Source organism: Thalassotalea sp. Y01 (assembly GCF_012932945.1).
Taxonomy (GTDB): domain Bacteria; phylum Pseudomonadota; class Gammaproteobacteria; order Enterobacterales; family Alteromonadaceae; genus Thalassotalea_A.
In genome coordinates this window covers 355,653-378,518 of the sequence record NZ_JABBXG010000004.1, presented here as the reverse complement: position 1 = coordinate 378,518, position 22,866 = coordinate 355,653, and the positions used below count along the sequence as shown (strand labels likewise).

The window sequence follows — 22,866 nt, the reverse complement described above, 5'->3', positions numbered from 1 at the left end:
CGTTAAGTTGCTATGGAGATAATATGCCGCTTAAGATTGATCATTTAACTTTTTTGGTTACATCATTAGAAGAAAGTATGCCGTATTACGATAAATTATTATCTTTAATAGGATTTGAAAAGTTACGGGATTATGTGTGGACAGATGGGGAAGGTTTTTTCTTTCAATTTGACCAAGCTAAAGCTGGTACAAGTGAATATGAAAGGTATGGAGCAGGCATGAACCATATAGGTTTCTGCGCGCCTTCACCTGAATTTGTAATTGATGTACAAAAACAGATGAAAGAGTCTGGTTTTTTGGTTCCTGAAACACAACATAGGGGAGATGCAGTCGCTTTGTTTATGAAAGATCCTGACGGTATTCGTTTTGAAATTACATATTACACGCCAGGAATGGCTGTAGTAGATTAGGGGTGCGCAACTTAACAAGTTGCTCAAACGGACAAAAAACAGTTGGCTTTTGCTCGTTCCTCGCTAATTTTAGCCAATTATTTAATTGCCGCTTAGCAAAGCGTTAGGGGTCAGGGAGAGTCCGTGAAGTTACGTCAATCTATTCAATGCATCACATGCGAAGAAGTTTTAACACTTAGGGTGTCGCTTGGGCACAATTCTTATCATAGATTTGACTTTTCTTGTCAAGGTTGTGAAGAGCCTATAGGTCTAGGTATTCATATCGATTTTAAAAATGTTTCCACTAAATTTGAGTTTTGTGAAAATAGTAGAGCAATAGATGAGGAAGGCATCATTATTAATCTTGATCCTCACTTCTTGTTGGATGAGAGTAATGCTCATACAGATTTAAACTTTTCATGGATGCAAGAGGCAATGGCGATAATGAGGCATAGTGATATCCCTCCAATATTGTTAAAACCAGAACGCCAAGGTCGAGGCGATATCTATGAACAATTAGGTGGTTTAGATCAAATAAGCAATACTTGGCAAATAGTTAAAAAAGGCTGGTCTTTAGCAAATAAAAATAAATCTTCTTTATCTTTGAGAGTATTAAAAAAATATAACCCTCCTCATTTTACAGCCGCAAACAAAAGTATTGAAGCTGTAACCAACGATTTCTTATATCGATTAACCTTACCAAAAGCTTACCCAATAACTGACGGAGCAATGAATGCTTTGAAACTTGCTAAAAATAGCTTTCCAACTCAATTTAGTTCTTTTGTCACTTACTATAAAAGCAATATGATGCAAAGTAATATGAAGCGCTATTTTGATTGTTTCTCGGAGTTTTTTGATGATTACTCTGAATATGATCAGGTTATTTTGTATGTAAAAAACCAGATGGAAACACCAGAAGGACATGTTGCAACATCATACGGCTTTAATAAAACAAAAATGTTTTATGGAAATGCATATGAACATTTTACTAGTAACATAGCTGTGTTGGCATGCTTGAATAATATTATTCAAGGGCGTGAGTACGATCAATTTCAAAGTATGGATTTACAAAAGTATTTAACAATAAATAAAGCGAACCGAGGTAATCCATTTCTAGATAATTCTGATTTGTCTCCTTTTTTATTGTGTACAGACAGTTCATTAAGAAATGCATCTCATCATCAATCTATGCACCTGATAGATAAAGGCAAAACAATAGAATATCGTAGTGGCGGTACAGGAAGTTTACGAACTATTCCTTATTCAAAATATTTAGAGAAATGCAATCAAATAGCTTTAACTATGGCTTCTCTTTATCTTTTAGAAATTGAATTAAAAAAAGCTTAAGTAGTCAAGCTTCCCCCTAACAAGTCACTCAAGCAGGACAAATAACAGTTGGTTTTTGCTCCTGCGTCGCTTATTTTAACCAACTATTATTTGCCTCTTAGTGAGGCGTTATAGGGCTCAATAAGTGTCATTGTTAAATCGACTATTTCGTAAAAAATCAGGTAACGAAAATTTCTATCCTCGTGGCCCTTGGTTAATTGAAGTTGGTGATATATTTTTGTGTAAAGGTTCATTTGGTAAAAGAATCAATGTTGACCCAAAAACTATTCGATTTATTAAAATCATCACAAACGATAAAGGCCCATTCAGTGATGATTTGTTTTGGAAGTTTGAGTGTGAAAATATTGATTTTTACTTAGCCTCTGAAAGTCCCAAAGCACCCGAGTTTATGTCAATGTTTCAAGAGTTGAATGGTTTTGACAATGAACAACTGGCGTTATCTGCAAGTAGTGCTGAGAACGCATCATTTGTTGTCTGGGATAGAAAAGCCCTATAACAAGGCACTTAAGCAGGACAAATAAAGCTTGGCTTTTGTCACTGCGTGCCAGATTTTAGCCAAGCGTTATTTGCCTCTTAGTGGGGCGTTAGGTTGTAAAGGAAATATGGCTGTAGGTTTTGAACTAGTTAACATATCAAAGAATGAAACAATCGGGTTTCTACATTTGCCTGTAATTACTAAAATGGAAATAGTTAGAAACCCCGTATCTTCATTACTTGTTACTTATTACCTGTCTGAGAACCAAGGCGATCTAATCCAGTTTGTATCTGATACGTATGACGACTGGCCTTTTTCATTTGGTAAAAAATCAGATATGAATAACTTTGAGGATGTTACTGATATTTATATAGATAAGTTGATAAGATCCAATTTGATTATTGATTGCGGCTTTGAGTATCAAGATGAGGATGAGCCTGATAATGTATATATTCGTTCACTAAAATGTTGTAGTGAAACTACAACCTAACAAACCACTCAAGCAGGACAATGCTCTTCCCCCGTTTTAGTGGACACCTCCTCATCACTTTGAGGAGGCAAAAATGCCTAAATATACCCAACCTAGAAAAACATACCAGTTCAAAGGCTTTTGCCTTGGTCGTATTTCATTGAGTCAGCTTTGAATTTACAAAAGGGCTTATTATTGAGATGCTAACGGCAAAGGAGTCATATGAACAATATCAACAACGTTATCATCGTTATCGCAATAGGGTTGTCTGTATGGTCATCGCAAACGCGAGCGACACAAAACATAAATTGGCCTAAACATCAGCGCATGGCGGTGAGTTTGTCATATGATGACGCGCTACATAGCCAACTGGATCATGCCTTACCCGCGCTTAATAAATACGGCCTTAAAGCGTCTTTTTATCCAACTTTAGCATCCAAGGCTTTTACCTCGCGATTAGCTGAATGGCGCCAAGTGGCAAAAGATGGCCATGAGCTTGGTAACCACACAGTGTATCACCCATGCAGTGCCTCGGTTGCCAACCGTGATTGGGTTAAATCTTACTACAATCTCGATACTTATAAATTGGCTGAGTTCATCGACGAAATTAAGATTGCTAACGGGTTTCTGATGGCGCTTGATGGCCAAACCGAACGCACCTATACCGCACCGTGTAATGATCTAAAGGTAAGCGGCGAAAACTACTTACCCCATGTCGAATCCATGTTTGTCGCCATAAAAGGCCATGAACAACTGCCGCATGGTGCGGCTGTGTTATGGGCACCCGACAACGTTACAGCGCAACAACTGATTGCACGTATTAAACAAGAAGCCGACAAAGGTACGCAAATCTTCAATATTTTGTTTCATGGTGTTGGTGGCGATCATTCTGCGAATAGTCAGCAAGCACATGAGGAAATGCTGCAGTATTTAGCCAGCAATCTCGACATCTACTACGTCGACACATACATTAATATCATCAAGCACAGCGCAAAAATTGGCGCAAAAAAGTAACCACAAAGAGGTTAAAAATGAATTACCAAGGAAGTTGTCACTGCAAGGCTGTTCAATTTGAATTTCAAAGTGAACAGATCACCACAGCATTACAGTGTAATTGTTCAATTTGCTTGCGCAAAAATGCCATTATGTCGCAGCAAAGCTACTCACCTAGTGATTTTAAGTTACTGTCTGAAAAAGCAAATCTTGCCATATATCATTGGGGTGATGATGAGGTGAATCATTATTTTTGTAAAACCTGTGGTATTTACCCGTTTCATGATACAACGGAGCAACCAGGTCATTATCGTATTAACTTAGGTTGTGTTGATGATCTTGAGCCACGAGAACTTGAGATTATCCAGTTTGATGGCCGAAATGAGCTGTAGTCAAGCCAAGTAAAAATAAAACTTACCTGCATTTGAGCAAAGGGAACCAATTGCACATAAGAAAATTAAATTCACTGCGTGGGATCGCCGCACTGATTGTCTTTTTTACCCACTTTAGTGACATCACTAATTGGCTAGGTGGCATCTTAGGTGGTGGTTCTGGCGCATACGGAGTGATGTTGTTTTTTCTCTTGAGTGGCTTTTTGATGTCTTATCTGTATTTAGGTAAAGACTGTAACAAGGCCAATATACAGGCTTATTTTTTAGCTCGAGCAGGCAGAGTGCTACCGCTTTATTTGGTGATAGTGGTGAGCTCTTACATTTTAACCCAAACCGATAATCCACTGCTTTATAACATACCCGATGAGCAAAGCTTAGTAGCGCATTTGTTGTTTATCTTTGGTGACAGCGTACTTTGGTCTATCCCACCAGAGATTCAATTTTATCTTGTTTTTCTAGTGTTTTGGTTATCTGCTAAACGTCGTCGTGGCTATATTTATGTGGCCATTATTGCGGTGATGATTTTATTGTTTTTCACTAACTTCCCCCGTATTTATGGCGATGTATATGGTGTGCCCTACAATGTATTCAACGTGCTTAGAAGCCTACCCTTGTTTTTTGTTGGGGTGATCATGGGTATGCATTATGACTCATTAAAAGTACCCGATTACCTGAAAAGCCATTGGTTTATCTTGGCACTGTGTTTAATTCCGCTGTTGTACCCTGCCTTGTCACCGGTGACAACCGATGCCAAACGTAAAATGTGGCTAAGCTATGAAGTGTTATTGGTGATGAGTAGCGTTTTCTTTTGTCTGGTGTTTTTGGTGCCTAATAATAATCTTTTATTGGCCAACCGACTTGGTGATTTTATTGGCAAAATATCGTATTCATTGTACTTATTACATATGCCCATCATCGCTCATGTTAATCAGTACGCGCTGGCGGTTGAGTTGAAATTGCTACTGTCTTTATTGCTCAGCATTTTCGCGGCTTTTCTGTCGCATCGATATTTTGAGAAACCGGTCGCCACTTGGATACGAAACTTGCCGGCAAAGCGCGCAGCCAATAAAGCGGTGACTAATGCCGCCTCTGTGTAAGGTCGAGAAAAACGCGATTAAGGAATCATCATTGAAGTCATGTGTTTGTGTCATCGGCTTGTTGCTTTGCTGCTTGGGCTTGGCTGCCAATAGCTTTGCTAGTACCAGTGCCAGCGATCCGAGATTTGAAGTGCCAAGAAGTACGGTTATCGAGTTACAAGATGAGGCAACCTCGCGAACGTATCCACTGTTTATTAAATTGCCGCGCTCGTATCACGCCAATACCGACAATCACTACCCGGTGATCTATTTAACCGATGCGTTGTACAGTTTTCAAATAGCCTCTGGTGCCAGTAGATACCCAATGAATATTGGTCGCATGGACGAGGCCATTATTGTTGCTGTTTCTTATTCAAAAGGCTCTAAAGGCGCGACTAGCAGGGTTCGAGATTATACCCCGAGCAAAGCCTCTGATTGGAAAATGCAAACCGGTGATGCAGAGCAACATGCGCTATTTATTCGCGATAATGTAATCCCCTATATTGAAAAAAATTATCGTACGCAGCAGCAAAGGCGCACGTTTGTGGGCAATTCGTTAGGAGGGTTGTTTGGCGCATATCTATTGTTTAAACACCCTGACATGTTTGCCAGTTATATTTTGGGCAGCCCATCTGTTTGGTTTAATAACCATGACATTTTAGTGGCCAAGGTGATTAAGCCAACGTCGCCAGTCAAGGTTTATGTCGCTGTTGGTAGCTTAGAGCGGCCTGAATTTGGCCAAAAAAATGACATGGTAGTGGGCGCTGAACAGTTGGTAAAAAAGATAACCGCACAATCAGGTGAACAAATCACGCTCAAATTTGTTGTTATAGATGGCGCCAAACATGCGACAGCGTTTCCGACTACTTTGATTCAAGGGCTGGATTGGATTTATGGTAAACCCTGATTGAATTCGGTATAACAGACAAGTCAGCAGAAAAATATTAAGCACAGGAAGCCGTTATGAACAAATGGGTCGTTACTGGGTTAACAATAATGTGGGTAAATTCAGCTGTTGCATTGCAACAAACTGAGCAACCAGAACCACACTCCAAGACCAGTAAGTCGCCAATTAAAGCTGGCTGCGAACTGAATTCTCAAGCCTTAGCGGGTAAAAATCAGTTAGACAACGGCCTGCGCAGCAAGGTTAAATTTCTGACCGAGACGGAATCGTTGCGCACCATTGGCGATAAAATGTCGGAGTACAAAATCCCAGCGTTATCGCTTGCGCTAATTAAGCAAGGCAAGATTGATTGGGCTGACACCTACCAAAATAGCCAATTTAGCACTCAACAGCCCCTAGACTGCCAAAGTCTATTTCAAGCGGCGTCATTGTCTAAGCCGGTAACGGTTATGGCCGCGGTGCGCATGCAAGCTGCGGGGAAGATCAATTTAGACAACAACATTCAAGACTATTTAACCGACTTTACCTTGCCATCAGGGGCGCAATCAGAAGACAACCCTGTCACCTTGCGCAATATATTCGCCCATACATCAGGCATAACTCCAGGTGGCTACATGGGCTATGCACAAGACCTACCGCTACCAAGTGACAGCGACATTTTAAAAGGCAGCCCTGGGGTTAATTCTCCTGCTATTGCGGTTGTCGCCGCGCCAAACCAAACATTAACCTATTCCGGTGGTGCCTATACCTTAGCTGAATTGGCACTGCAAAATGTCTTCGATAAACCGTTTGCCGATATTATGCATTACTGGATTTTAGCACCTGTGGCCATGCAGCAATCTGATTTTACACAACCTTTACCTGCAGCAAAATCTAGCAAGGTTGCCAAGGGCTATAGTCAAACTGGTGAGGTTATCGACGGCGGTTGGCATAATTACCCTGAGCAAGCGGCGGCGGGCTTATGGAGTAACTCGGTTGATATGGCTAAGTTTATGATTGAGATTTACCAAGCGTATCAAGGCAACAGTAAGTTGTTTGCTAAATCTGATATTGAGTCGTTGTTAAACGACGAGCGTGATGGTTCAGTTTATGGCTTTATTGTTGATAAAACCGGTGGTGGTCTTTCTATCACACATTATGGTGGTAATGCGGGTTATCGCACCGGCATGAGCATAGACTTAACCAGTGGCAATGGTCTTGTGTATTTGATTAATTCAGATAACGGCGGTCAGCTAGGCAACGAATTACTGCTGTCTGCGGCGGCAGTATACGACTGGCAATCATTTGCTCAAATTGAGGTGCAGCGTAAAGCGGTTAATAGCGACGTGCTGGCGAGCTTGGCGGGTAATTATAAATGGAATAAGCAAATTGATGTTGTCATTCGTTTTGATCAACCTAGTGAGCAAATCGCCTTGATATTCCCCAATGGTGATGAATATATGCTGACCCCCATCGCAGGCGAGAAACTGGATTTTATCCACGTAAATACTGGCGTAACACTGTCGTTTTTACCAGCTGATGATTATCAGGCTTTTCAGTTGTATGGTCAGCGTGCTGTTAAGTTAAAGGCGATAGCCGACGGTAAGTAACCACAAATCAGTAACAGAATATGTCTAAAGGATGATATAAATATTTGTTTTTGCTAGGCTTTGAATACAAATATTTTATTGTTTAAGACAGCTTGTTCGACATATTAATTCGTCGCAAGTGCAATAATTGAGCGTTATTTTAGCTTATTTGGATTTGATTGTTGTTAAACAGGCAAAAGCCTTGTTACCTGCTTTTGGCCAATGTGGTTATTGAAGGGGAAGTAATAAGTGTCAATATGAAACCATGATTTGGGCGTTTATCCATGCCCTTATTGCGCGACGCGCCGCTAAGCGGGCACGCGGTTAATCACATTATTTTATTAAACTCGGAGTTTGATCGCAGATGGAAGTGAAAATATTTACTAAATTATTAAAACCCAAACGCGGCTTTTGGCCAAGCAGTGAATCAGCGACGGATGGTGGCTTAGAAGCGGAGGTCAATCTTTGGCTCGCATCAAAGCCGGATATTAAAATCACCAAAATCAGTCAGTCGCAAAGCGGTGGTTCTTGGTTTCCATCGACTTTAGTGATCAGCGTTTGGTATCAATCTTAATATGACCACGATATAAGCAATATATGAGCAAGCCAAAAAGTAATAATCAAATGGGGTTGGCTATCGCCATGGGGGCTGGTATTGGTATTGTCTTTGGCGAACCTTTGTTTGGTGAGCCAGGTTATGGGTTAGTGATTGGTGCCGCAGTCGGTGTCGCCTTTGGTGTAGCAAATAAAGCCAAGCACAACGACCATAACGACGGACAAAACAGCAAAAACAACAACGATGATCAGTAATAACTCTCTGTACATAGGTTATTGGTGCATTAAAGAGCAGGAGTAATCTCGAAATGTACCTTGGAAAATGCTTATGTGGTGCCGTACAAATTACAGTTAGCGGTGACATTAGCGAACGGCCCATATCTCATAATTTTGTTTCATCAAAAGCGAACTGGGAAGACCTCGATGCTGAGTTACCAAGGTATGATGCATTTGAACCGCGGCGCAACTAGAGTGTTGATCGTTGCGGTTAGCAGACGGTGATTCAACGTCATAAATTAGTTCACAGAAATTACAGGATATGATGCCAAACACTCGTTTATTTCAGGTTATTACCGTGTGCTTTTTGTCATTATTGAGCAATACAGCACACGCACAGCTCGGCGATATCAAAGATATTTCTGCGGCTCGTGCAGCTAAATTAAATATGGCGTTTGCTGAGCTGATTGCTAAGCACAATATAAATACCGCTGGCGTGGCGGTCATTAAAAGACAAAAAGTCATTTGGCAAAATCAATTTGGCCAACAATCTTCTGGTGTGCCTGCAACGGCGAACACCTTATTTAACATTGCCTCATTAACAAAGACCATAACGGCTGAAACCATTCTAAGGCTAGCCGCACAAGGTAAGTTATCGTTAGATGAACCGGTGGCACCGTATTGGCTTGACCCTGATCTTAACGGTGACCCCAGAGTGCACCAACTAACCGCAAGAATGTTGTTGTCCCATACTGGCGGCTTTATCAATTGGCGTTATTTTGCTGATGACGGCAAACTGCGTTTTATTGATGCTCCCGGCAACAGCTTTAATTATTCCGGCGAAGGCTATGAGTACTTGGCAAAGTACGCTGAAAACAAGCTTGGAGTACCGTTTCCGAAACTGGTGCAATCAACCATCTTCGAGCCTTTGTCGATGTCTAGCGCCGCCATTGTGGTGGATAAAAGCAACTTCGCTAATATCGCTGAACCGCTCGATAAAGACGGCAAGTTTTATGGCTTTTACTGTCACCCTGCTGGGTATTGCAGTAAAGAAGGTAGCTATTCGGCGGCGGCAAATTTGGTGATTACGGTCGCCGACTATGCTCGTTTTTTAATTTCGTCGATGCAAGGCGAAGGCTTATCGGCAGCGCTTATACAAGACCGCAACACCATGCAAGGTATTCAGTTTACACAAAGTGAAATTATCTGTGGTGACGCCCCTACATCGGCATGCCCTAGCCAACTTGGTTATGGCTTAGGTTGGAGCATGGCGCATTTGCCCAACGGTAACACTATTGGTCATCGAGGCACCAATTGGAGCATCGTATCGCTGACCTATTATTACCCCGACAGCGGTGATGGCTTAATCATCTTTTTTAATGCCCCCAATAAATCTGGGATCGCTGGCATGATAGATGCTCTTAAATTGCTCGACCCAGATTCCCCTGAAATTCAAGGGTACAAGCTACGATTGGCAAGATCACAATAATATACAGCCTTGTTATTAGGCATTTACCTTTAGGAAGACAACTAAATGATTCGCAGTATTATCAATAAGTTTGGTTCTACATTGTATGTACAGATTTGGGAAAATCGCATCAGGGTTGTTGATATACAAACCAATAAAGTATTTGATGAAAAACCTTTGTTGCAGCTCGAAACCAGAAAAAATGGTGAGAAGAAAATTATCGCTATTGGCAATGCAGCTTACGTTAACCCGTTAAACCCTTTTTCTCACCCGCGAGCACTATTAAGCAACTTTTTTGTTGCTGAACGCCTGCTTCAAGAAATCGTCAAACAGCTGGTTGGCAATAAATTTATTTCGCCAGCGCCGGCCATTATCATTCAGCCAATGGAAAAAACTGACGGTGGATTAACGATGATTGAGATAAGAGCGTTTAAAGAAATGGCGCTCGGCGCTGGTGCTAGAGACGTTGCCGTTCATCAGGGCCCAGCGACATTAGACGTTGCCAGTATTAACTTTAAAGATATTGTTAAGCAGGAAGATGACTTGGCGGCAGAGACGGCCTCTATCTAACCTGTTGGTTGTTCTAAGGAGTATTATGCGTTGCAAACAAATGTTGGTCCTATTGTTGTTATCGATGTGTGGTCTGGTTCATGCTGGGAATACATATGATACCTTTCCACAAACAATAAACGCCGCAGATAAATATGTGTTTTATTCTCATGGCTACATTGTTGAAGGAGCAAACTCAACACCACGGCATAAAGAATGGGGGGTGTATGATTTCCCGCTTATAAAACAACAACTCAAGGATGATGATTATCACCTTATTGCGTACCATCGAGCCGCGCATACCGATCCGTTTGAGCATGCAAAGCTGTTAGCGCAAGATGTGAATAGGCTAATTACGGCTGGCGTTGACGCTGAAAACATTACCCTTTTGGGCTTTTCTCGGGGCGGCGCCATTTCGATTCTTACCGCAAACGAGTTAAAGTCAGATAAGGTAAACACCATCATTCTTGCCGGTTGCGCAGGATTAATAAAGCACAATGCCGATGTTCAAGTGTATGGTGCGGTATTTTCGATTTTTGAAACCTCAGATAAGGTCGGCTCCTGTGATTTTTTAGTGCAACGCAGTGATAATGTCAGTTCATTTACCGAGATCTCAATCAGTACCGGCAAGTCACATGGCGCGTTCTATCTGCCCAGAGATGAGTGGCTGCAACCGGTAAAGCGCTGGATCAAAGCCAGCGATACCAAGCACAATAAAGGCTAACCATGTATTTATTCCCTCACAATAGCCAATGGCAGGAAGACTTTGAAAGGGAACAACGGGCGATTTTATCGGCCTTTTGTGGCGCAATCGATGTGTTTCATATTGGCTCGACCGCAATCGAAGGCTTATATGCCAAGGACTGCATCGATGTACTTGGTGTAGTTGACGATATATCTGCTGTGGCACAGTCAAAGCAACAGCTTATTGACCTAGGTTACGTTTACAAAGGTGAATACGGTATTGTTGGTCGGCAGTATTTTTCAAGGCCACAAGCTGCGCCGCAAAGTAGACAGCAGGGCAAGCAACAGCGCAACCCGCAACGAAAAACACATTTGCATATCTATCAGGCTGGAGATATGCAAATCGATAAACACTTACATTTTGTTAAGGTAATGCAAGGCAATAGCACATTAATTGCTGAGCTAAATCAGCTAAAACGGAGCTTAGCGGCCAAATATCCTAACGATAAAGAGGCCTATAAAATGCACAAAAAGTGTTTTTATGATCGCCTTAATTGTGCAAATTAATAGATGCTGAGCCATATAAAGGCATTGAAATATACAGGGGACAAATCATGAAAAGTTATCAGTACAAAATCATAGATACACGCGATGTGGATAGCGCAGGCCTATTCAAAGGTCGGCAACGTGAAGATATTGAAGCGTATTTGAATTCGTTAGGTGCCGAAGGCTGGCAACTGGTCAATGTCGATTTTAGAGAGCTGGAAGGCGGCTTTGAGTTTGCTGGCGTAATGAAAAAAGAACTATAACCAACAATAATATAACAGCGTTCTCATATGTTCGGTGGTGCCGGATGGGCTGATGAGATGTAAATATCTACTTATTGTATGCCGAGGCAAGCCATGAAATTTCTTAAGCTGTCAGTTTTTAGTCTACTGTGTTTTTTTGCAAATCTGGCAAGCGCACAAGACCTCCCTAAATCGCACCTTAAAGTTGAGCAAAATAAGCTGGTGAACAGCAAAGGTGAGGCCGTGGTATTGACTGGCTTTGGTCTGGGCGGTTGGCTGATGCCCGAAGGCTACATGCTTGGCTTACCCAAACCCTACGATTCGCCACGACGCATTCGCAATGCCGTTGTTGATTTGACCGATCAAGCAACCGCCGATAAATTCTTTACCCTGTATGAAGCCAATTATGTCAGCGAAGATGATATTAAAGCCATTGCCAGCTGGGGATTTAATTCGCTGCGGGTACCATTTAATGCCGACAGAATCATGCCTCGCGATAAACAAGGTAAATCAGCACCCTATTACTTCGACCCATCAGGCTTAGCACTGCTGGATAATGTTGTCGCTTGGGCCAGTAAATACCAGTTGTATGTGATCTTAGATATGCATGCCGCGCCTGGCGGACAAAGCGCGCATAATATTGCTGATTCAGATGGAGTCGCTCGATTATGGCATGAGCCTGAGGTTTATTGGCCGCAAACCATCGCGTTGTGGGAAACCCTTGCCCGTCGTTATAAAGATAACCCCTGGATGATAGGTTACGATGTTCTAAATGAGCCTATGCTACCCGGCACAGAAGAGCTTGGTGGTGATAAATTTGAGCAGCATGACAATATGCCGCTGCGTGAGTTGTATATGCAAATATCAAAAGCGTTGCGTAATATTGACCAAGGCAAAAAAATCCTATTTTTAGAAGGCGGATTTTGGGCGCAAAACATGAAAGATTTATTGCCTGCTTGGGATGCCAATACCGTTTACGCCTTTCATGCCTACCCTGCACCAACGTCAATCGAGCAATTGCCGGCCTCGGTAAAAGAGGTTATGGCCGCAGATCACCCAGTGTGGTTTGGTGAAGGCGGTGAAAACTGGAATAAATTGGCGTGGCAAGATTGGCTTGCATTCAACCGTAAATTTACCACCATGATGGAACGTGACATGGTTGGCTGGAGTTGGTGGACTACGAAAAAATTTGCCCGTGCAACGCAGCCTTGGCAATGTCATCATCCACAAGGGTTTTCGGTGATTACCACGTACTTAGCCAACCGTGGCCCTAAACCGAGTAAAGAGTTTGCCAGTGATGTGTTGTTAAAAATGGTGGAAAACCTAGCGACCGAGCAATGCCGCTTGCTTCCGGAATTTGTCGAATCGATCGGTGGCAAGTTACCTAAATAAATCAGTCGTTTACGCGATACGTTCATACTTTAAAATATAACCTTTAAAGTCATCTTTAAGGTAATCGGTATGCTCTGGTTTAAACTGCGATGCACTATAGCCAAGTGCTTGCATACTACCCGTTAACTTATTTTTTCGCCCCCTGCCAGGATCGACAATAATAACTTCACACGCGGTTCTTGCGTGTTGGTCAATAAAGCTAGCGAGCAATTCAATGTGTTGGTCTTCGTATAACAAATCACTGCCTATGATCAGATCAAACTCGCCTAAATCATCATCTTCGTCGGCCCAATCGGTGCGTACAAAGCTGATCGCATCATCTTCATTAAGTGTAGTGTTACGCTCAAGAAATTTGCCTGCTTGTGGGTGGTGATCGGTTGCGGTGATATCGGCTTGTTGTTTATTTAACAACAAGCTACTCAATGCGGTACCACAGCCAATTTCTAATATGCGTTTTGTTGCGGTGTTGTATTTTGAAATGTAGTGGGCAAGAACGATGCTTGATGGCCAAACGACACCAAATATCGGCCAAGACGCAGAACTGATGCCAAGTTTTTCGGCTTCGCCATCGGGATCATGAAATTCTTGTCGATTGCGTAAGGTACACAAGTGGATGTCGATCTTTTCAAACTCGATGGTTTGATAGCATAAACGTAATCGTGTCATTGGCTGCCTCAAAGTTGAGCGCTAAGCCAACTATCGAGGATAAGTGACCAAACGGGGTAGTATCTACACTACAGCACCTAAGCTAAAAGGCAATGAATTTAATGTATTAGCCAGCTACAGCGTAGTTTTTTGATAGGCGAATCTGATCATGGGGTTGATTTAACCTGCAACGGGTATACCTAGCTACACTTAACTGATGCGTTGATTAGCGATTACAGGCATTGGAGTTGATTATGAAAGGTCACTTATACCAGTTCACTATCGAACATGTAGAAGATAAAAAAGGTAATTTGGTTGCCAGTGAGGCATTGAGTTTCACGACCAGAAACCATGACGATGTGTTTAAAATTGTTGCGGCTATGCAAGGCAAAATGGATCTTGATAGAAGTGATGCCACGGCATTGGCTGTGGGCTTGAAATTGTTTGGTGAAGTGATGTTAAAACACCCCAAGCAGCCGTTATTTAAAGAACTTAGACCTCAGTTTGCGGTATTTATGAAAGGGCTAAAGAGTCTTTAATCGCGTTAACTAGTCTACAGGAGCCAACAATGTGCTCAATAGAGATCAAACAACAGTGCCCGCGAGTTGATGACTTACTAGAGCGTTACAAACACCAGATAGGCGAAGATTTCCCTGGTTATCGCAATCATGTCTATCGCACCATTATTTATGCTATGCATTTTTTGGCATCATAAAATCTCACCTTATACAGGGCCGCATCAAACAGTTATTGAGGCTTGCAGAAAAGCCGATTGGATTGATGCGTCTAAAGGGATGATCTGCAAAGGGTTAGATAAACGCATCATTGCTGACGTGGAAGTTGCATTCCCCAATTTAGGTTTTCATGACACGCTGCTGCGCCATGCTAAAAGCTTTGGTGGTTCGCCCCTTGTCGGTGGTATTAAAGTCACCTTAGAAATCGTTAAATGGTAGATGGCGTTCGCTTGCTTAACAATCGTCGCTGACGTTAGTCGTAGATAACGTGTATTTACCGTTCAAAAATGTTTGCCACGCAGCAACAAAGGCTTGCTCTGACATACCTAATGCGGCGCTGATATCGCCATTGTGTTTGATTAAGCGCAGCAAACCATCATAGCCCCAGGTTGCGATGATAAATTCGTTTAGGTAATAGCCTAGTCGATAAATGTTAAAAGGGTGATTGTTCAGTTGTTCTATACTTGGCACTCTGTTGCTCGACACGCACTTTAACTCGCCGATGGCAATCACCGGTGGCCGCATTGATTCATAAATCGCGGTTGCTTCCCATAACCATCTAGGGTTGTTATTAAAGTCACTATTGACCGCTAGGGTGACCAAGTGAGTGAACTCATGTACCACACCTAGGCCAAGTTTTGGTCGGCCATTAAAAAAACGGATTTCCCAGTCGCTGGCAACCACATAACCTTGCACATATTGCGCATCTGTTCCGTAGGCATCTTCAAAGTCGCTTCTGTCTTGCCATATTTTTATGGTGACGGGCGGTAATGTGTCGACTTTATAGCGAGATAAAATGGCGTGGTAATGTTGGTCCATTTGCTGTTTTATTTCCGCAATGGTTTGCGCCGAGATTTCGCCAATGGCAACGATTGAATATGGTGATTGCTTATCAGCCTTGGTTTGCACGGCAAAACCATACAGAGATAAAGACAAAATAAACCAAATTAGAAATTTCATAGACCCGCGACCCATGCATAATAGCTATGCTCATTATATTAGGTCTAAGGTCTTATATTTCAATCTATTAGCCATAAAGTTGACTAAGCTAATGCTTTATTTGTGATGACTTTCAGTGTAAAAATAGAGGTTACCAGCCTTTAAAAAAGAACAGAGATTATGGTTATTACAATTGCACTTAGCGCAATTTTGGTGGTGTTAATGTTGCGTTCAGGTTTAGCAGAGTATAAATATTACCAGTCGGTTAAAACCCTAGAACCTGATGTTTGGCAGCAGCTTGGCGCGCCGAAATTTTTAAAAATACCTATGGTATTCGTCTCGCCTAAAGGGGCGCAATTACTTAAAAGTATTCGTAATGAAACCGTATGCGCGTTAGCGAAAAAACACCGCCATGCCGGTATTATGTTTCAGCTTTATGTGGTCTCGGTTTTAGTGGTTAGTATCGTCTATTTTAAGTTTTACTAGCATTGAACAGATAATTTCTTGGAGAATTCGCTTGCAACGATTACTTAGTATATTGCTGTGCTTTTTATCTTTTTCAGCATTGACCATTGAAAGCGACACATTAACGGTTGATCGCGCGGTCAATGCCGATATTGAGTTAGCCTTTGCTAATGATCGTGGTATCGAACCGACCTTGAGTGATTTTGAATTACTCAATTATGTGATCATGAGCAATGAGGCTGGCGAGCGTTACGCGGTTGTCACTTTAAAAAACCTAGCCAGTGGCAGTCGCCAACTTGAAAGCAAACATCTTTTGGCGTTGTTTGCCAACGGTGAACGCAAACAGCCTAGCGACTTTAAGTTAAATTTTGATGCCAACGAAACCCAATCGCTGACTATCTCATTTGGTGAAAATAAGTTTCCAATACTGGCGATAAGCAGTAACAGTAAGCATTAATAGCAAACACTGATAGTAATAGGTCAGCATGTCTTTATCTACGGTTACCGTCTCAATGGTCAGCGCTTTTTCTGATAAAAGCGATGGTGGCAACCCAGCTGCGGTAATTGAACTCGATAGCTGGCTTGCAGACGAGTTATTGCAAACCATTGCCAGACAACAAGCGGCGCCAGTGACTGTCTTTGTCACACCGGCAAAACAGGGATACAACATTCGCTGGTTTACACAAAGCGAAGAAATCGACTTATGTGGTCATGGCACCATTGCCGCCGCAAGCGTTTTGTTAGCAGAAGAAGCAACCATGTCAATACGATTTTTTAGTGCGCATGGCAACCCACAGGTAGAAAAGTGCGCTGATCAGTTTTCATTGCAATTCCCTGTTTGGCCAATCACGCCCGAACCGCAAGACTTTAGTCTATGTGCCATTAACAGCTGTGCCCCACTGCGGGCTTTTTCCAGTCGAGATTTGGTTTTAGTCTTGGCTAGCGAAGAGCAGGTTCGAGACTTTATTCCTAATCTTGAATACATCAAATCATTGCCTTGGCATGCGCTTATCATTACCGCAGCAGGCGAGCACTGCGACTATGTATTACGTAACTTTGTGCCCAGCATTGGCATTGATGAAGATGCTGCTACTGGCTCGGCACAATGTTCTATCGCGGCGTTTTGGGCGAAAAAACTTGCGAAAACACACCTTAACGCGCGGCAACTATCGCAACGCGGTGGCGACTTTTCTATTGAATGTGCTAACGATGCCATTGTCATCTCAACCGCAGCAACCCTTGATAGGCAGTACTCGTTAGCGCTAAAGGAACTTATTTAAACGTGCGTAATCAATTCTATATGAATAAATACTTAGTACTGGTAATTGTCCTGTTCAGCCAGCAAGGTTTGGCAAACAACTTCAGCACTGATTTTGTCGCTGCAGCGGTTGAGCGGACAACACATCAGGTAAACTACGATGGCTCATATTATGGCATTTCTTATCCGAATGGTGATGTGCCAAGCAATGTCGGGGTATGCACCGACGTAGTGATCCGTTCGTATCGGACCTTAGGGGTTGACCTGCAAGTCTTGGTGCATGAGGATATGGTTGACAATTTTGCCTTATATCCATCAAAACGGATCTGGGGGTTGAGCAAAACCGACACCAGCATTGACCATCGTCGTGTGCCTAACCTACAAGTGTTTTTTGCTCGTCACGGCGATGTTTTAACCAACAGTGAGCAGGCCAAGGATTACCAACCAGGCGATATCGTTACTTGGCTTCTACCGGGTAACTTGCCGCATATTGGTATTGTTACCGACAAGCAAACCGAGCAAGGTGTACCACTGATCGCCCATAATATAGGTGCAGGCCCAAGTCTGGATGATATGTTATTCGCATTTCAAATTACTGGCCATTACCGATATGTACCGCCAACGTATAAACAAACTGATGTACCCGCATCAAATCCGTAAAGGTCTGATATGAAAACGCTGTTGTTATGTTTTATTATGTTGTCTTTTAGCGCTGTCGCGACTGAGAAAAGCCAACCTTTAAACGTCAAACGCATTGCCGATAATGTCTATCAGCATGTTTCTTATCAGTATATTTCCCCTTGGGGCTTAGTCGCCGCGTCGGGGTTGGTTGTGGTTGAAAATAATCAAGCCTATGTAATTGATACGCCATGGACGCAAGCGGATAGCAAGCAACTGATTGCTTGGATAGATGCGCAAGGTTTTGAGATCAAAGCCGTCGTTGCTACCCACTTTCATGAGGATGCCAGTGGCGGACTTGCGGTGTTCAACAAGCTCGATATTGCAACGTATGCGAGTGTCGCGACTAATCAACTCTTGAGTGGCAAAAAGCAAGCTACGGCCAGTGTAGTCATAACACAACAAGCGTTTGCGTTAACTGAAAATAGCATAGAGATCTTCTACCCTGGCGCTGGGCACTCAAACGATAATGTGGTGGTATGGCTAGCGCAACAACAGTTACTGTTCGCCGGCTGCTTTGCCAAAAGCCTGGGCAGTAAAAGCCTTGGTAATCTTGCCGATGCGTCGGTCGCAGACTGGCCGCAGTCGATTGATAAAGTGTTAACTCAGTACCCTACTATTCAAACGGTGGTACCAGGGCATGGCAAAATAGGCACAGTCGATATATTACATCACACCAAAAGGTTGGCGCTGCAAAAGCTTGCTATAGATAAAGCCGACGAAAAAAACAGCATCTAAGCAACACAAACCAGCACAAAACAACTATATTTAAGCTGTCCTAATTGCATAGGAGACAAGGCCATGAATCTAGCTGAAATAGTACAGCGGGGTTGGGATGCCGTAGGCAGGGGCGACTTTGACGCTTTAGTCGCAGATTATGTCGATGATATGACGTTTATCATGCCTGGTCAGAATGATGTTTTGCATAGTAAACAAGCATTTCGTCAAGCTCTGAATGGCTTAGGTGACATACTACCACCCGGTTTTGAAATCACCGCCATGCGGCAAGTTTCAGGTGATGCGGAAGTTATCACCGTTATGGAATGGAAGTCTGAAAAAATATCGTCGTCACAGCTATTGGTATTGTTTAAATTTACCGGTGACAAAGTGCATGAAGAGCGTTGGTTTATCGATACCGAGCAATGGAAGTCGGCTTTTTGATGTCCGAATTTGACGTCTTTGGTTTTCTTTTAGTGGTTTTTTCAGTACAGTATATTGTTTAATAATATCTAATGTTGTCATGTGGTTAGCGTGGCTTTATTGGGGAAGTTATGCAGGTTCACTTACTCAAGTCAGACGATGAATTAGCTGCGGTTGCGGATGTGCTATTGCAGTTACGCCCACAATATACGCAAGCATCAATAATCGCTCAAATTCAAAAACAACGGCTCTCGGGCTATCAAATTGCTTATGTATTGGCCAATCAACAGGTGTTATGTGTCGCTGGGTTTGTGGTTGGCGAAAAGCTCGCTTGGGGCAAGCATGTTTATATTGACGACTTAGTTACCAATGAGCAGCAACGATCAACTGGGGTGGGCAAATTTATCATCGATTGGTTTAAGGCCTACTGCATTGAGCACAATTGCCAGCAGTTGCATTTGGACTCTGGTATTCAAAAATTCCCCGCACATCGTTTTTATTTGCGTAACCGCTTTAATATCGCCAGCCATCATTTTTCTATTACCGACTTAGCCGCCAAGTAAGGCGAACGTGCATTTTATAGGAGTTTCCATGCGTAAATTACTGATCGTTTTATTGTGTCTGCCTTTGTTTGCCAATGCCTCGCCATTAAGGACGGTTGAACAGTTTGTCAGCCTAAGTGATGCCACTAAGGTCAAAGGCGCAAGCCAAGCCGACATCGATGCTGTTGCAGCATTATTAACTGACGATATGCGCTATCAGCACCCTAATTATGGTGCCGACTTATCGAAAGCCGATTTTATCGCTGGTCTGGTGAATTATATGGGCATGGCAGATTCTCTGACATCAAATATTAGCAATAAAATCGTCGGTGACAATGCCATCACCATTGCATTTGTCTCGACCACGGTTATGGATGGCAAACAAGAAGTAGATGGCAAACCACTGATGCGTTTGTTTGAATTTAAAGACGGCAAAATTTCTTTGATAAGGGAATATTGGTAGATCAATAGGTGATGAGTTTGTTGAGGTGATTAAAGGGACTTATTATGACCTGTATTTCGTTTAAAAAAGGCTATAAATATCAGCTGGTTGAATCTTATTGTCTAGACATACCGATAACTCCAGACAAAGATGTTGAATCGCCAAGTGGCTATATTAAATTGTCTGCAACCGGGGCGTTGGTGATTAAAAAGGGCTATGCATGGGATGGTCCGTCAGGTCCCACTATAGACAGTAAAAATTTCATGCGTGGCTCATTGGTTCACGACGCCTTGTATCAATTGATGCGTGAGCAGTTGCTTGATAACACCAATACTCGAGAAGCCGCCGATCGTTTGCTACAAGACATGTGTAAACAAGATGGCATGAGCTCGCTGCGGGCATGGTTGGTGTATCTAGGTTTACGTCTTGGTGGCAATCTTGCCGCAAGTCCCGACAACCGCAAGTCGATTTCTATTGCCCCTAAAGACTGCCAACAAATTTAGGGGCTATAGCGCCCTCTAAACCTTACTATTTGTTCTAAATAGTTTTTTACGGCGGCCGCCAACACGGATTTACCAAAATATTCATTAATAAATCGTTGAAAAACTTTTATTTTTCTACATCTGCGACTATAAAAAAATAAGGCTATTGAAAAGCATCGCCGCGCATTTTTGTTGTACGCGCTGTGCTCATTTAAGTAAGTGAGCCATCAAAATTTAACAACAATAACAGTTACAAGGTAAGCGATATGTTAACCGCAAAACAAGGAAAGGGATTTTTCGCGTTGGTAGTCGGAATTTTCTTAACAACCATATACATGCAATTTATAGATTGGGGGGCGGCAACGCCAGTGCCTGATATTTTGCAGCCTTATCCTGAATTCCCAATTCACTATTTTTCATCGCTAGTTACCGGATTTGTGACCGCATTAATTAGCTTCTTCACCATTAAATTGGCATGCAATCGCTATAAATTAAGAGAAAGCAAACATTTGATGTTGCTGTTATTGCCGACCTTAGGTTACTTAGCCTATACCTTTATGGTGGCGCAAATGTCGTTTACTGCTATTTTGTATGCGCTTATTCCAGCAGCTGGCGCATCGATTATTGCCTTTAATGTCAGCAATACTGAGGCTTAGTCGGTCGCACCTACTGATTAAGTAGATATCATGTCGAATCATAGAGCCATCAATATTAAAGACAAACTCAGCAAATTTGATGATCTTTGGTCACCTCGTGTCATCGCTGTGATGAACGACTACCAATTCAAATTAGCCAAAGTTGAAGGCGAGTTTGTTTGGCACAGTCACCCGCATACCGATGAAGTCTTTATTGTGATTGAGGGCAGTCTTTGCATTCAATTTCGTGATGGTGAGGTGCAGTTAACCGCGGGTGAAATGTTTGTTGTTAGCAAAGGCGTCGAACATAAACCGGTGGCCAAGAAAAACTGCCAAATAATGCTAATTGAACCTAAAGGTGTGGTGAACACCGGTGAGGTACAAAGCGAACTTACCGCCGATAATGACATCTGGGTGTAAAACAAGGTATGTTGAGCTAATCTTCAGCTGCTATTGATTCACGACTGTTATGTTAGTTGCGCAAACCTCACGATTAATCATTCGCCATTTCAACCACCAAGATACTGATTTTATTATCAACCTACTTAATCAGCCGTCGTTTATTAACAATATCGGCGATAAGCAGGTGCGTAATCACAGTGATGCCATTAATTATCTAAACAGTGGCCCTATTGCCAGCTATCAAACTTATGGTTTTGGTTTGAACATGGTGCAATTAAAGCACGATAATACCCCTATTGGCATGTGTGGCTTGCTAAAACGGCCAGAATTAGCACACCCTGATCTTGGTTATGCGCTGCTGCCAGAGCATTGGCGCAAAGGCTATATCGAAGAAGCATCACACGCTGTACTTGCAGATGCGGCTAAGCAGCATAAAGTCGATAATATCTTAGCCGTGACCAAGCCCGATAACATCGCCTCAAATGCCTTATTGAGCAAGTTAGGCTTTACTGTTATTGGTCATAAAAGTCTTTATGGCAGCGATAATAAGCTGTATCAAAAACAACTGTAATAAATCCCATGTTACCGAGACTGTGTTGCTATCTAAATGATAATAATGGATTAATTTATGGAAAGTATGACTCAGGTTTTAGACTCAACATGGCAACAACAAAACTATCTGGTGTTAGCGATTGTATTTTTGGCCATGTTAGTGCTTTGGTTTTTACCGGCGCTATTGGCCTTGGTGTTTAATCGCAAACAATTTAAATATATATTGCTCGCTTGCGTACCTGCGGGGTTGTCGATGCTGGCCTGGGGGGGCGTGCTGGTGTGGGCTGTTTCGGGCAAAATCAGAGAGGTAAAACCAGATAGCCAATAGCGCGAAGAATCGTTATTTTGACCTATACTTGAGGCGCAAACACTAAGGAGGGACATATGCCAAAATATGTTATTGAACGCAACATTGACGATGCAGGTCAGTTAACCGCTGCCGACTTGCAAGGCATCTCGCAAAAGTCGTGTGGTGTGATAAGTGAATTAGGGCCAGGTGTACAGTGGTTGGAAAGCTATGTAACCGACAATAAAGTATATTGTGTTTACATTGCCCCAGATGAAGGCGTGCTGCGCAAGCATGGTGAAATGGGCGGCTTTCCAGTAGATGCGGTGAATGAGGTTCGTAACATCATCGATCCATCTACCGCCGAATAACACTGAGTTATCTGGCCAAGACCAGACGAC

Annotated in this window: 35 protein-coding genes and 1 pseudogene; 34 read left to right on the top strand and 2 right to left on the bottom strand. The window is 42.5% G+C overall.

Annotated features, from left to right (window positions below; translation table 11 throughout):
* From HII16_RS08345 to HII16_RS08265, 18 genes and pseudogenes are all read left to right on the top strand, one after another.
* A partial coding sequence (locus tag HII16_RS08345; RefSeq protein WP_248289542.1) for a VOC family protein occupies positions 1-410 on the top strand: 410 nt, incomplete at its 5' end.
* A gap of 123 nt (positions 411-533) precedes the next feature.
* Entirely contained in the window at positions 534-1,736 is a 1,203-nt protein-coding gene (locus HII16_RS08340; protein WP_169129201.1) for a hypothetical protein, read from the top strand.
* Positions 1,737-1,860: 124 nt separating this feature from the next.
* Entirely contained in the window at positions 1,861-2,232 is a 372-nt protein-coding gene (locus HII16_RS08335; protein ID WP_169129199.1) for a hypothetical protein, read from the top strand.
* A gap of 28 nt (positions 2,233-2,260) precedes the next feature.
* Positions 2,261-2,701 (top strand): hypothetical protein, encoded by a 441-nt coding sequence (locus HII16_RS08330; RefSeq protein WP_169129197.1) that lies wholly within the window; start codon positions 2,261-2,263, stop codon positions 2,699-2,701.
* Positions 2,702-2,902: 201 nt separating this feature from the next.
* Positions 2,903-3,694 carry a polysaccharide deacetylase family protein gene (locus tag HII16_RS08325; protein WP_169129195.1) on the top strand — a complete coding sequence of 264 codons (792 nt, stop codon included), beginning with the start codon at positions 2,903-2,905 and terminating at the stop codon, positions 3,692-3,694.
* 17 nt (positions 3,695-3,711) lie between these two features.
* Positions 3,712-4,065 (top strand): GFA family protein, encoded by a 354-nt coding sequence (locus HII16_RS08320; protein ID WP_169129193.1) that lies wholly within the window; start codon positions 3,712-3,714, stop codon positions 4,063-4,065.
* A gap of 50 nt (positions 4,066-4,115) precedes the next feature.
* Positions 4,116-5,162: an acyltransferase gene (locus HII16_RS08315; protein WP_169129191.1), complete on the top strand. Its 1,047-nt coding sequence runs from the start codon at positions 4,116-4,118 to the stop codon at positions 5,160-5,162.
* Positions 5,146-6,048, top strand: a complete 903-nt coding sequence (locus HII16_RS08310; protein WP_169129189.1) for an alpha/beta hydrolase-fold protein — start codon at positions 5,146-5,148, stop codon at positions 6,046-6,048. Before HII16_RS08315 ends, HII16_RS08310 begins: the two co-directional genes overlap by 17 nt.
* A gap of 56 nt (positions 6,049-6,104) precedes the next feature.
* Positions 6,105-7,634, top strand: a complete 1,530-nt coding sequence (locus HII16_RS08305) for a serine hydrolase domain-containing protein (protein ID WP_169129187.1) — start codon at positions 6,105-6,107, stop codon at positions 7,632-7,634.
* A gap of 343 nt (positions 7,635-7,977) precedes the next feature.
* Positions 7,978-8,187 (top strand): hypothetical protein, encoded by a 210-nt coding sequence (locus HII16_RS08300; RefSeq protein WP_169129185.1) that lies wholly within the window; start codon positions 7,978-7,980, stop codon positions 8,185-8,187.
* Between the two features lie 23 nt (positions 8,188-8,210).
* Positions 8,211-8,423 (top strand): hypothetical protein, encoded by a 213-nt coding sequence (locus HII16_RS08295; RefSeq protein ID WP_169128580.1) that lies wholly within the window; start codon positions 8,211-8,213, stop codon positions 8,421-8,423.
* 104 nt (positions 8,424-8,527) lie between these two features.
* Positions 8,528-8,638: pseudogene (locus HII16_RS16915) on the top strand (aldehyde-activating protein); the annotation flags it as partial.
* 68 nt (positions 8,639-8,706) lie between these two features.
* The gene (locus HII16_RS08290) at positions 8,707-9,873 is read left to right on the top strand and encodes a serine hydrolase domain-containing protein (RefSeq protein WP_169129183.1); all 1,167 of its coding nucleotides are present in this window, start codon (positions 8,707-8,709) and stop codon (positions 9,871-9,873) included.
* A gap of 45 nt (positions 9,874-9,918) precedes the next feature.
* Positions 9,919-10,422 carry a rod shape-determining protein gene (locus HII16_RS08285; protein ID WP_169129181.1) on the top strand — a complete coding sequence of 168 codons (504 nt, stop codon included), beginning with the start codon at positions 9,919-9,921 and terminating at the stop codon, positions 10,420-10,422.
* A gap of 25 nt (positions 10,423-10,447) precedes the next feature.
* The gene (locus HII16_RS08280; protein WP_169129179.1) at positions 10,448-11,125 is read left to right on the top strand and encodes an alpha/beta hydrolase; all 678 of its coding nucleotides are present in this window, start codon (positions 10,448-10,450) and stop codon (positions 11,123-11,125) included.
* A 2-nt stretch (positions 11,126-11,127) separates the two neighbouring features.
* Positions 11,128-11,652, top strand: coding sequence for a GrpB family protein (locus HII16_RS08275; RefSeq protein WP_169129177.1), 525 nt, complete (start codon positions 11,128-11,130; stop codon positions 11,650-11,652).
* Between the two features lie 47 nt (positions 11,653-11,699).
* Positions 11,700-11,894, top strand: a complete 195-nt coding sequence (locus tag HII16_RS08270; RefSeq protein WP_169129175.1) for a DUF4177 domain-containing protein — start codon at positions 11,700-11,702, stop codon at positions 11,892-11,894.
* A 93-nt stretch (positions 11,895-11,987) separates the two neighbouring features.
* On the top strand, positions 11,988-13,265 hold the full coding sequence (locus tag HII16_RS08265) for a cellulase family glycosylhydrolase (protein WP_169129173.1): 1,278 nt from the start codon (positions 11,988-11,990) through the stop codon (positions 13,263-13,265).
* Between the two features lie 9 nt (positions 13,266-13,274).
* Here the strand turns inward: HII16_RS08265 and HII16_RS08260 are convergent, their stop codons facing one another.
* Positions 13,275-13,931: a methyltransferase domain-containing protein gene (locus HII16_RS08260; protein ID WP_169129171.1), complete on the bottom strand. Its 657-nt coding sequence runs from the start codon at positions 13,929-13,931 to the stop codon at positions 13,275-13,277.
* Between the two features lie 233 nt (positions 13,932-14,164).
* Between HII16_RS08260 and HII16_RS08255 the strand changes: the two genes are divergently transcribed.
* Both HII16_RS08255 and HII16_RS08250 read left to right on the top strand, forming a co-directional pair.
* Complete coding sequence (locus tag HII16_RS08255) at positions 14,165-14,449, top strand: DUF3861 domain-containing protein (protein ID WP_169129169.1); 285 nt, start codon at positions 14,165-14,167, stop codon at positions 14,447-14,449.
* Positions 14,450-14,578: 129 nt separating this feature from the next.
* Positions 14,579-14,863: a hypothetical protein gene (locus HII16_RS08250; RefSeq protein ID WP_211183449.1), complete on the top strand. Its 285-nt coding sequence runs from the start codon at positions 14,579-14,581 to the stop codon at positions 14,861-14,863.
* 15 nt (positions 14,864-14,878) lie between these two features.
* Here HII16_RS08250 and HII16_RS08245 read toward each other — a convergent pair whose 3' ends face one another.
* Positions 14,879-15,604, bottom strand: a complete 726-nt coding sequence (locus tag HII16_RS08245; RefSeq protein ID WP_169129167.1) for a hypothetical protein — start codon at positions 15,602-15,604, stop codon at positions 14,879-14,881.
* Between the two features lie 159 nt (positions 15,605-15,763).
* On the opposite strand from HII16_RS08245, the gene HII16_RS08240 reads away from it, so the two are divergent.
* The 14 genes from HII16_RS08240 (at position 15,764) to HII16_RS08175 (ending at position 22,836) form a co-directional block, all read left to right on the top strand.
* Positions 15,764-16,069 carry a hypothetical protein gene (locus HII16_RS08240; RefSeq protein ID WP_169129165.1) on the top strand — a complete coding sequence of 102 codons (306 nt, stop codon included), beginning with the start codon at positions 15,764-15,766 and terminating at the stop codon, positions 16,067-16,069.
* A gap of 31 nt (positions 16,070-16,100) precedes the next feature.
* On the top strand, positions 16,101-16,505 hold the full coding sequence (locus HII16_RS08235) for a hypothetical protein (protein WP_169129163.1): 405 nt from the start codon (positions 16,101-16,103) through the stop codon (positions 16,503-16,505).
* Between the two features lie 28 nt (positions 16,506-16,533).
* A complete protein-coding gene (locus HII16_RS08230) occupies positions 16,534-17,328 on the top strand; it encodes a PhzF family phenazine biosynthesis protein (RefSeq protein ID WP_169129161.1) in 795 nt (264 codons plus the stop codon).
* A 20-nt stretch (positions 17,329-17,348) separates the two neighbouring features.
* The gene (locus HII16_RS08225; protein ID WP_169129159.1) at positions 17,349-17,966 is read left to right on the top strand and encodes a DUF1287 domain-containing protein; all 618 of its coding nucleotides are present in this window, start codon (positions 17,349-17,351) and stop codon (positions 17,964-17,966) included.
* A gap of 9 nt (positions 17,967-17,975) precedes the next feature.
* Positions 17,976-18,722, top strand: a complete 747-nt coding sequence (gene bla / locus HII16_RS08220) for a subclass B1 metallo-beta-lactamase (RefSeq protein WP_169129157.1) — start codon at positions 17,976-17,978, stop codon at positions 18,720-18,722.
* Positions 18,723-18,785: 63 nt separating this feature from the next.
* Positions 18,786-19,145: a nuclear transport factor 2 family protein gene (locus HII16_RS08215; protein WP_169129155.1), complete on the top strand. Its 360-nt coding sequence runs from the start codon at positions 18,786-18,788 to the stop codon at positions 19,143-19,145.
* A gap of 110 nt (positions 19,146-19,255) precedes the next feature.
* Entirely contained in the window at positions 19,256-19,687 is a 432-nt protein-coding gene (locus HII16_RS08210; RefSeq protein WP_169129153.1) for a GNAT family N-acetyltransferase, read from the top strand.
* Positions 19,688-19,715: 28 nt separating this feature from the next.
* Entirely contained in the window at positions 19,716-20,129 is a 414-nt protein-coding gene (locus HII16_RS08205; protein WP_169129151.1) for a nuclear transport factor 2 family protein, read from the top strand.
* Positions 20,130-20,173: 44 nt separating this feature from the next.
* Positions 20,174-20,611 (top strand): DUF1353 domain-containing protein, encoded by a 438-nt coding sequence (locus tag HII16_RS08200; RefSeq protein WP_169129149.1) that lies wholly within the window; start codon positions 20,174-20,176, stop codon positions 20,609-20,611.
* A gap of 245 nt (positions 20,612-20,856) precedes the next feature.
* Positions 20,857-21,246, top strand: coding sequence for a hypothetical protein (locus HII16_RS08195; RefSeq protein WP_169129147.1), 390 nt, complete (start codon positions 20,857-20,859; stop codon positions 21,244-21,246).
* A gap of 30 nt (positions 21,247-21,276) precedes the next feature.
* Positions 21,277-21,645, top strand: a complete 369-nt coding sequence (locus tag HII16_RS08190) for a cupin domain-containing protein (RefSeq protein WP_169129145.1) — start codon at positions 21,277-21,279, stop codon at positions 21,643-21,645.
* A 49-nt stretch (positions 21,646-21,694) separates the two neighbouring features.
* Complete coding sequence (locus tag HII16_RS08185) at positions 21,695-22,198, top strand: GNAT family N-acetyltransferase (RefSeq protein ID WP_169129143.1); 504 nt, start codon at positions 21,695-21,697, stop codon at positions 22,196-22,198.
* 57 nt (positions 22,199-22,255) lie between these two features.
* Positions 22,256-22,507, top strand: a complete 252-nt coding sequence (locus tag HII16_RS08180; protein ID WP_211183448.1) for a superinfection immunity protein — start codon at positions 22,256-22,258, stop codon at positions 22,505-22,507.
* A gap of 56 nt (positions 22,508-22,563) precedes the next feature.
* Complete coding sequence (locus HII16_RS08175; protein WP_169129141.1) at positions 22,564-22,836, top strand: DUF4242 domain-containing protein; 273 nt, start codon at positions 22,564-22,566, stop codon at positions 22,834-22,836.
* Positions 22,837-22,866: the final 30 nt, after the last annotated feature.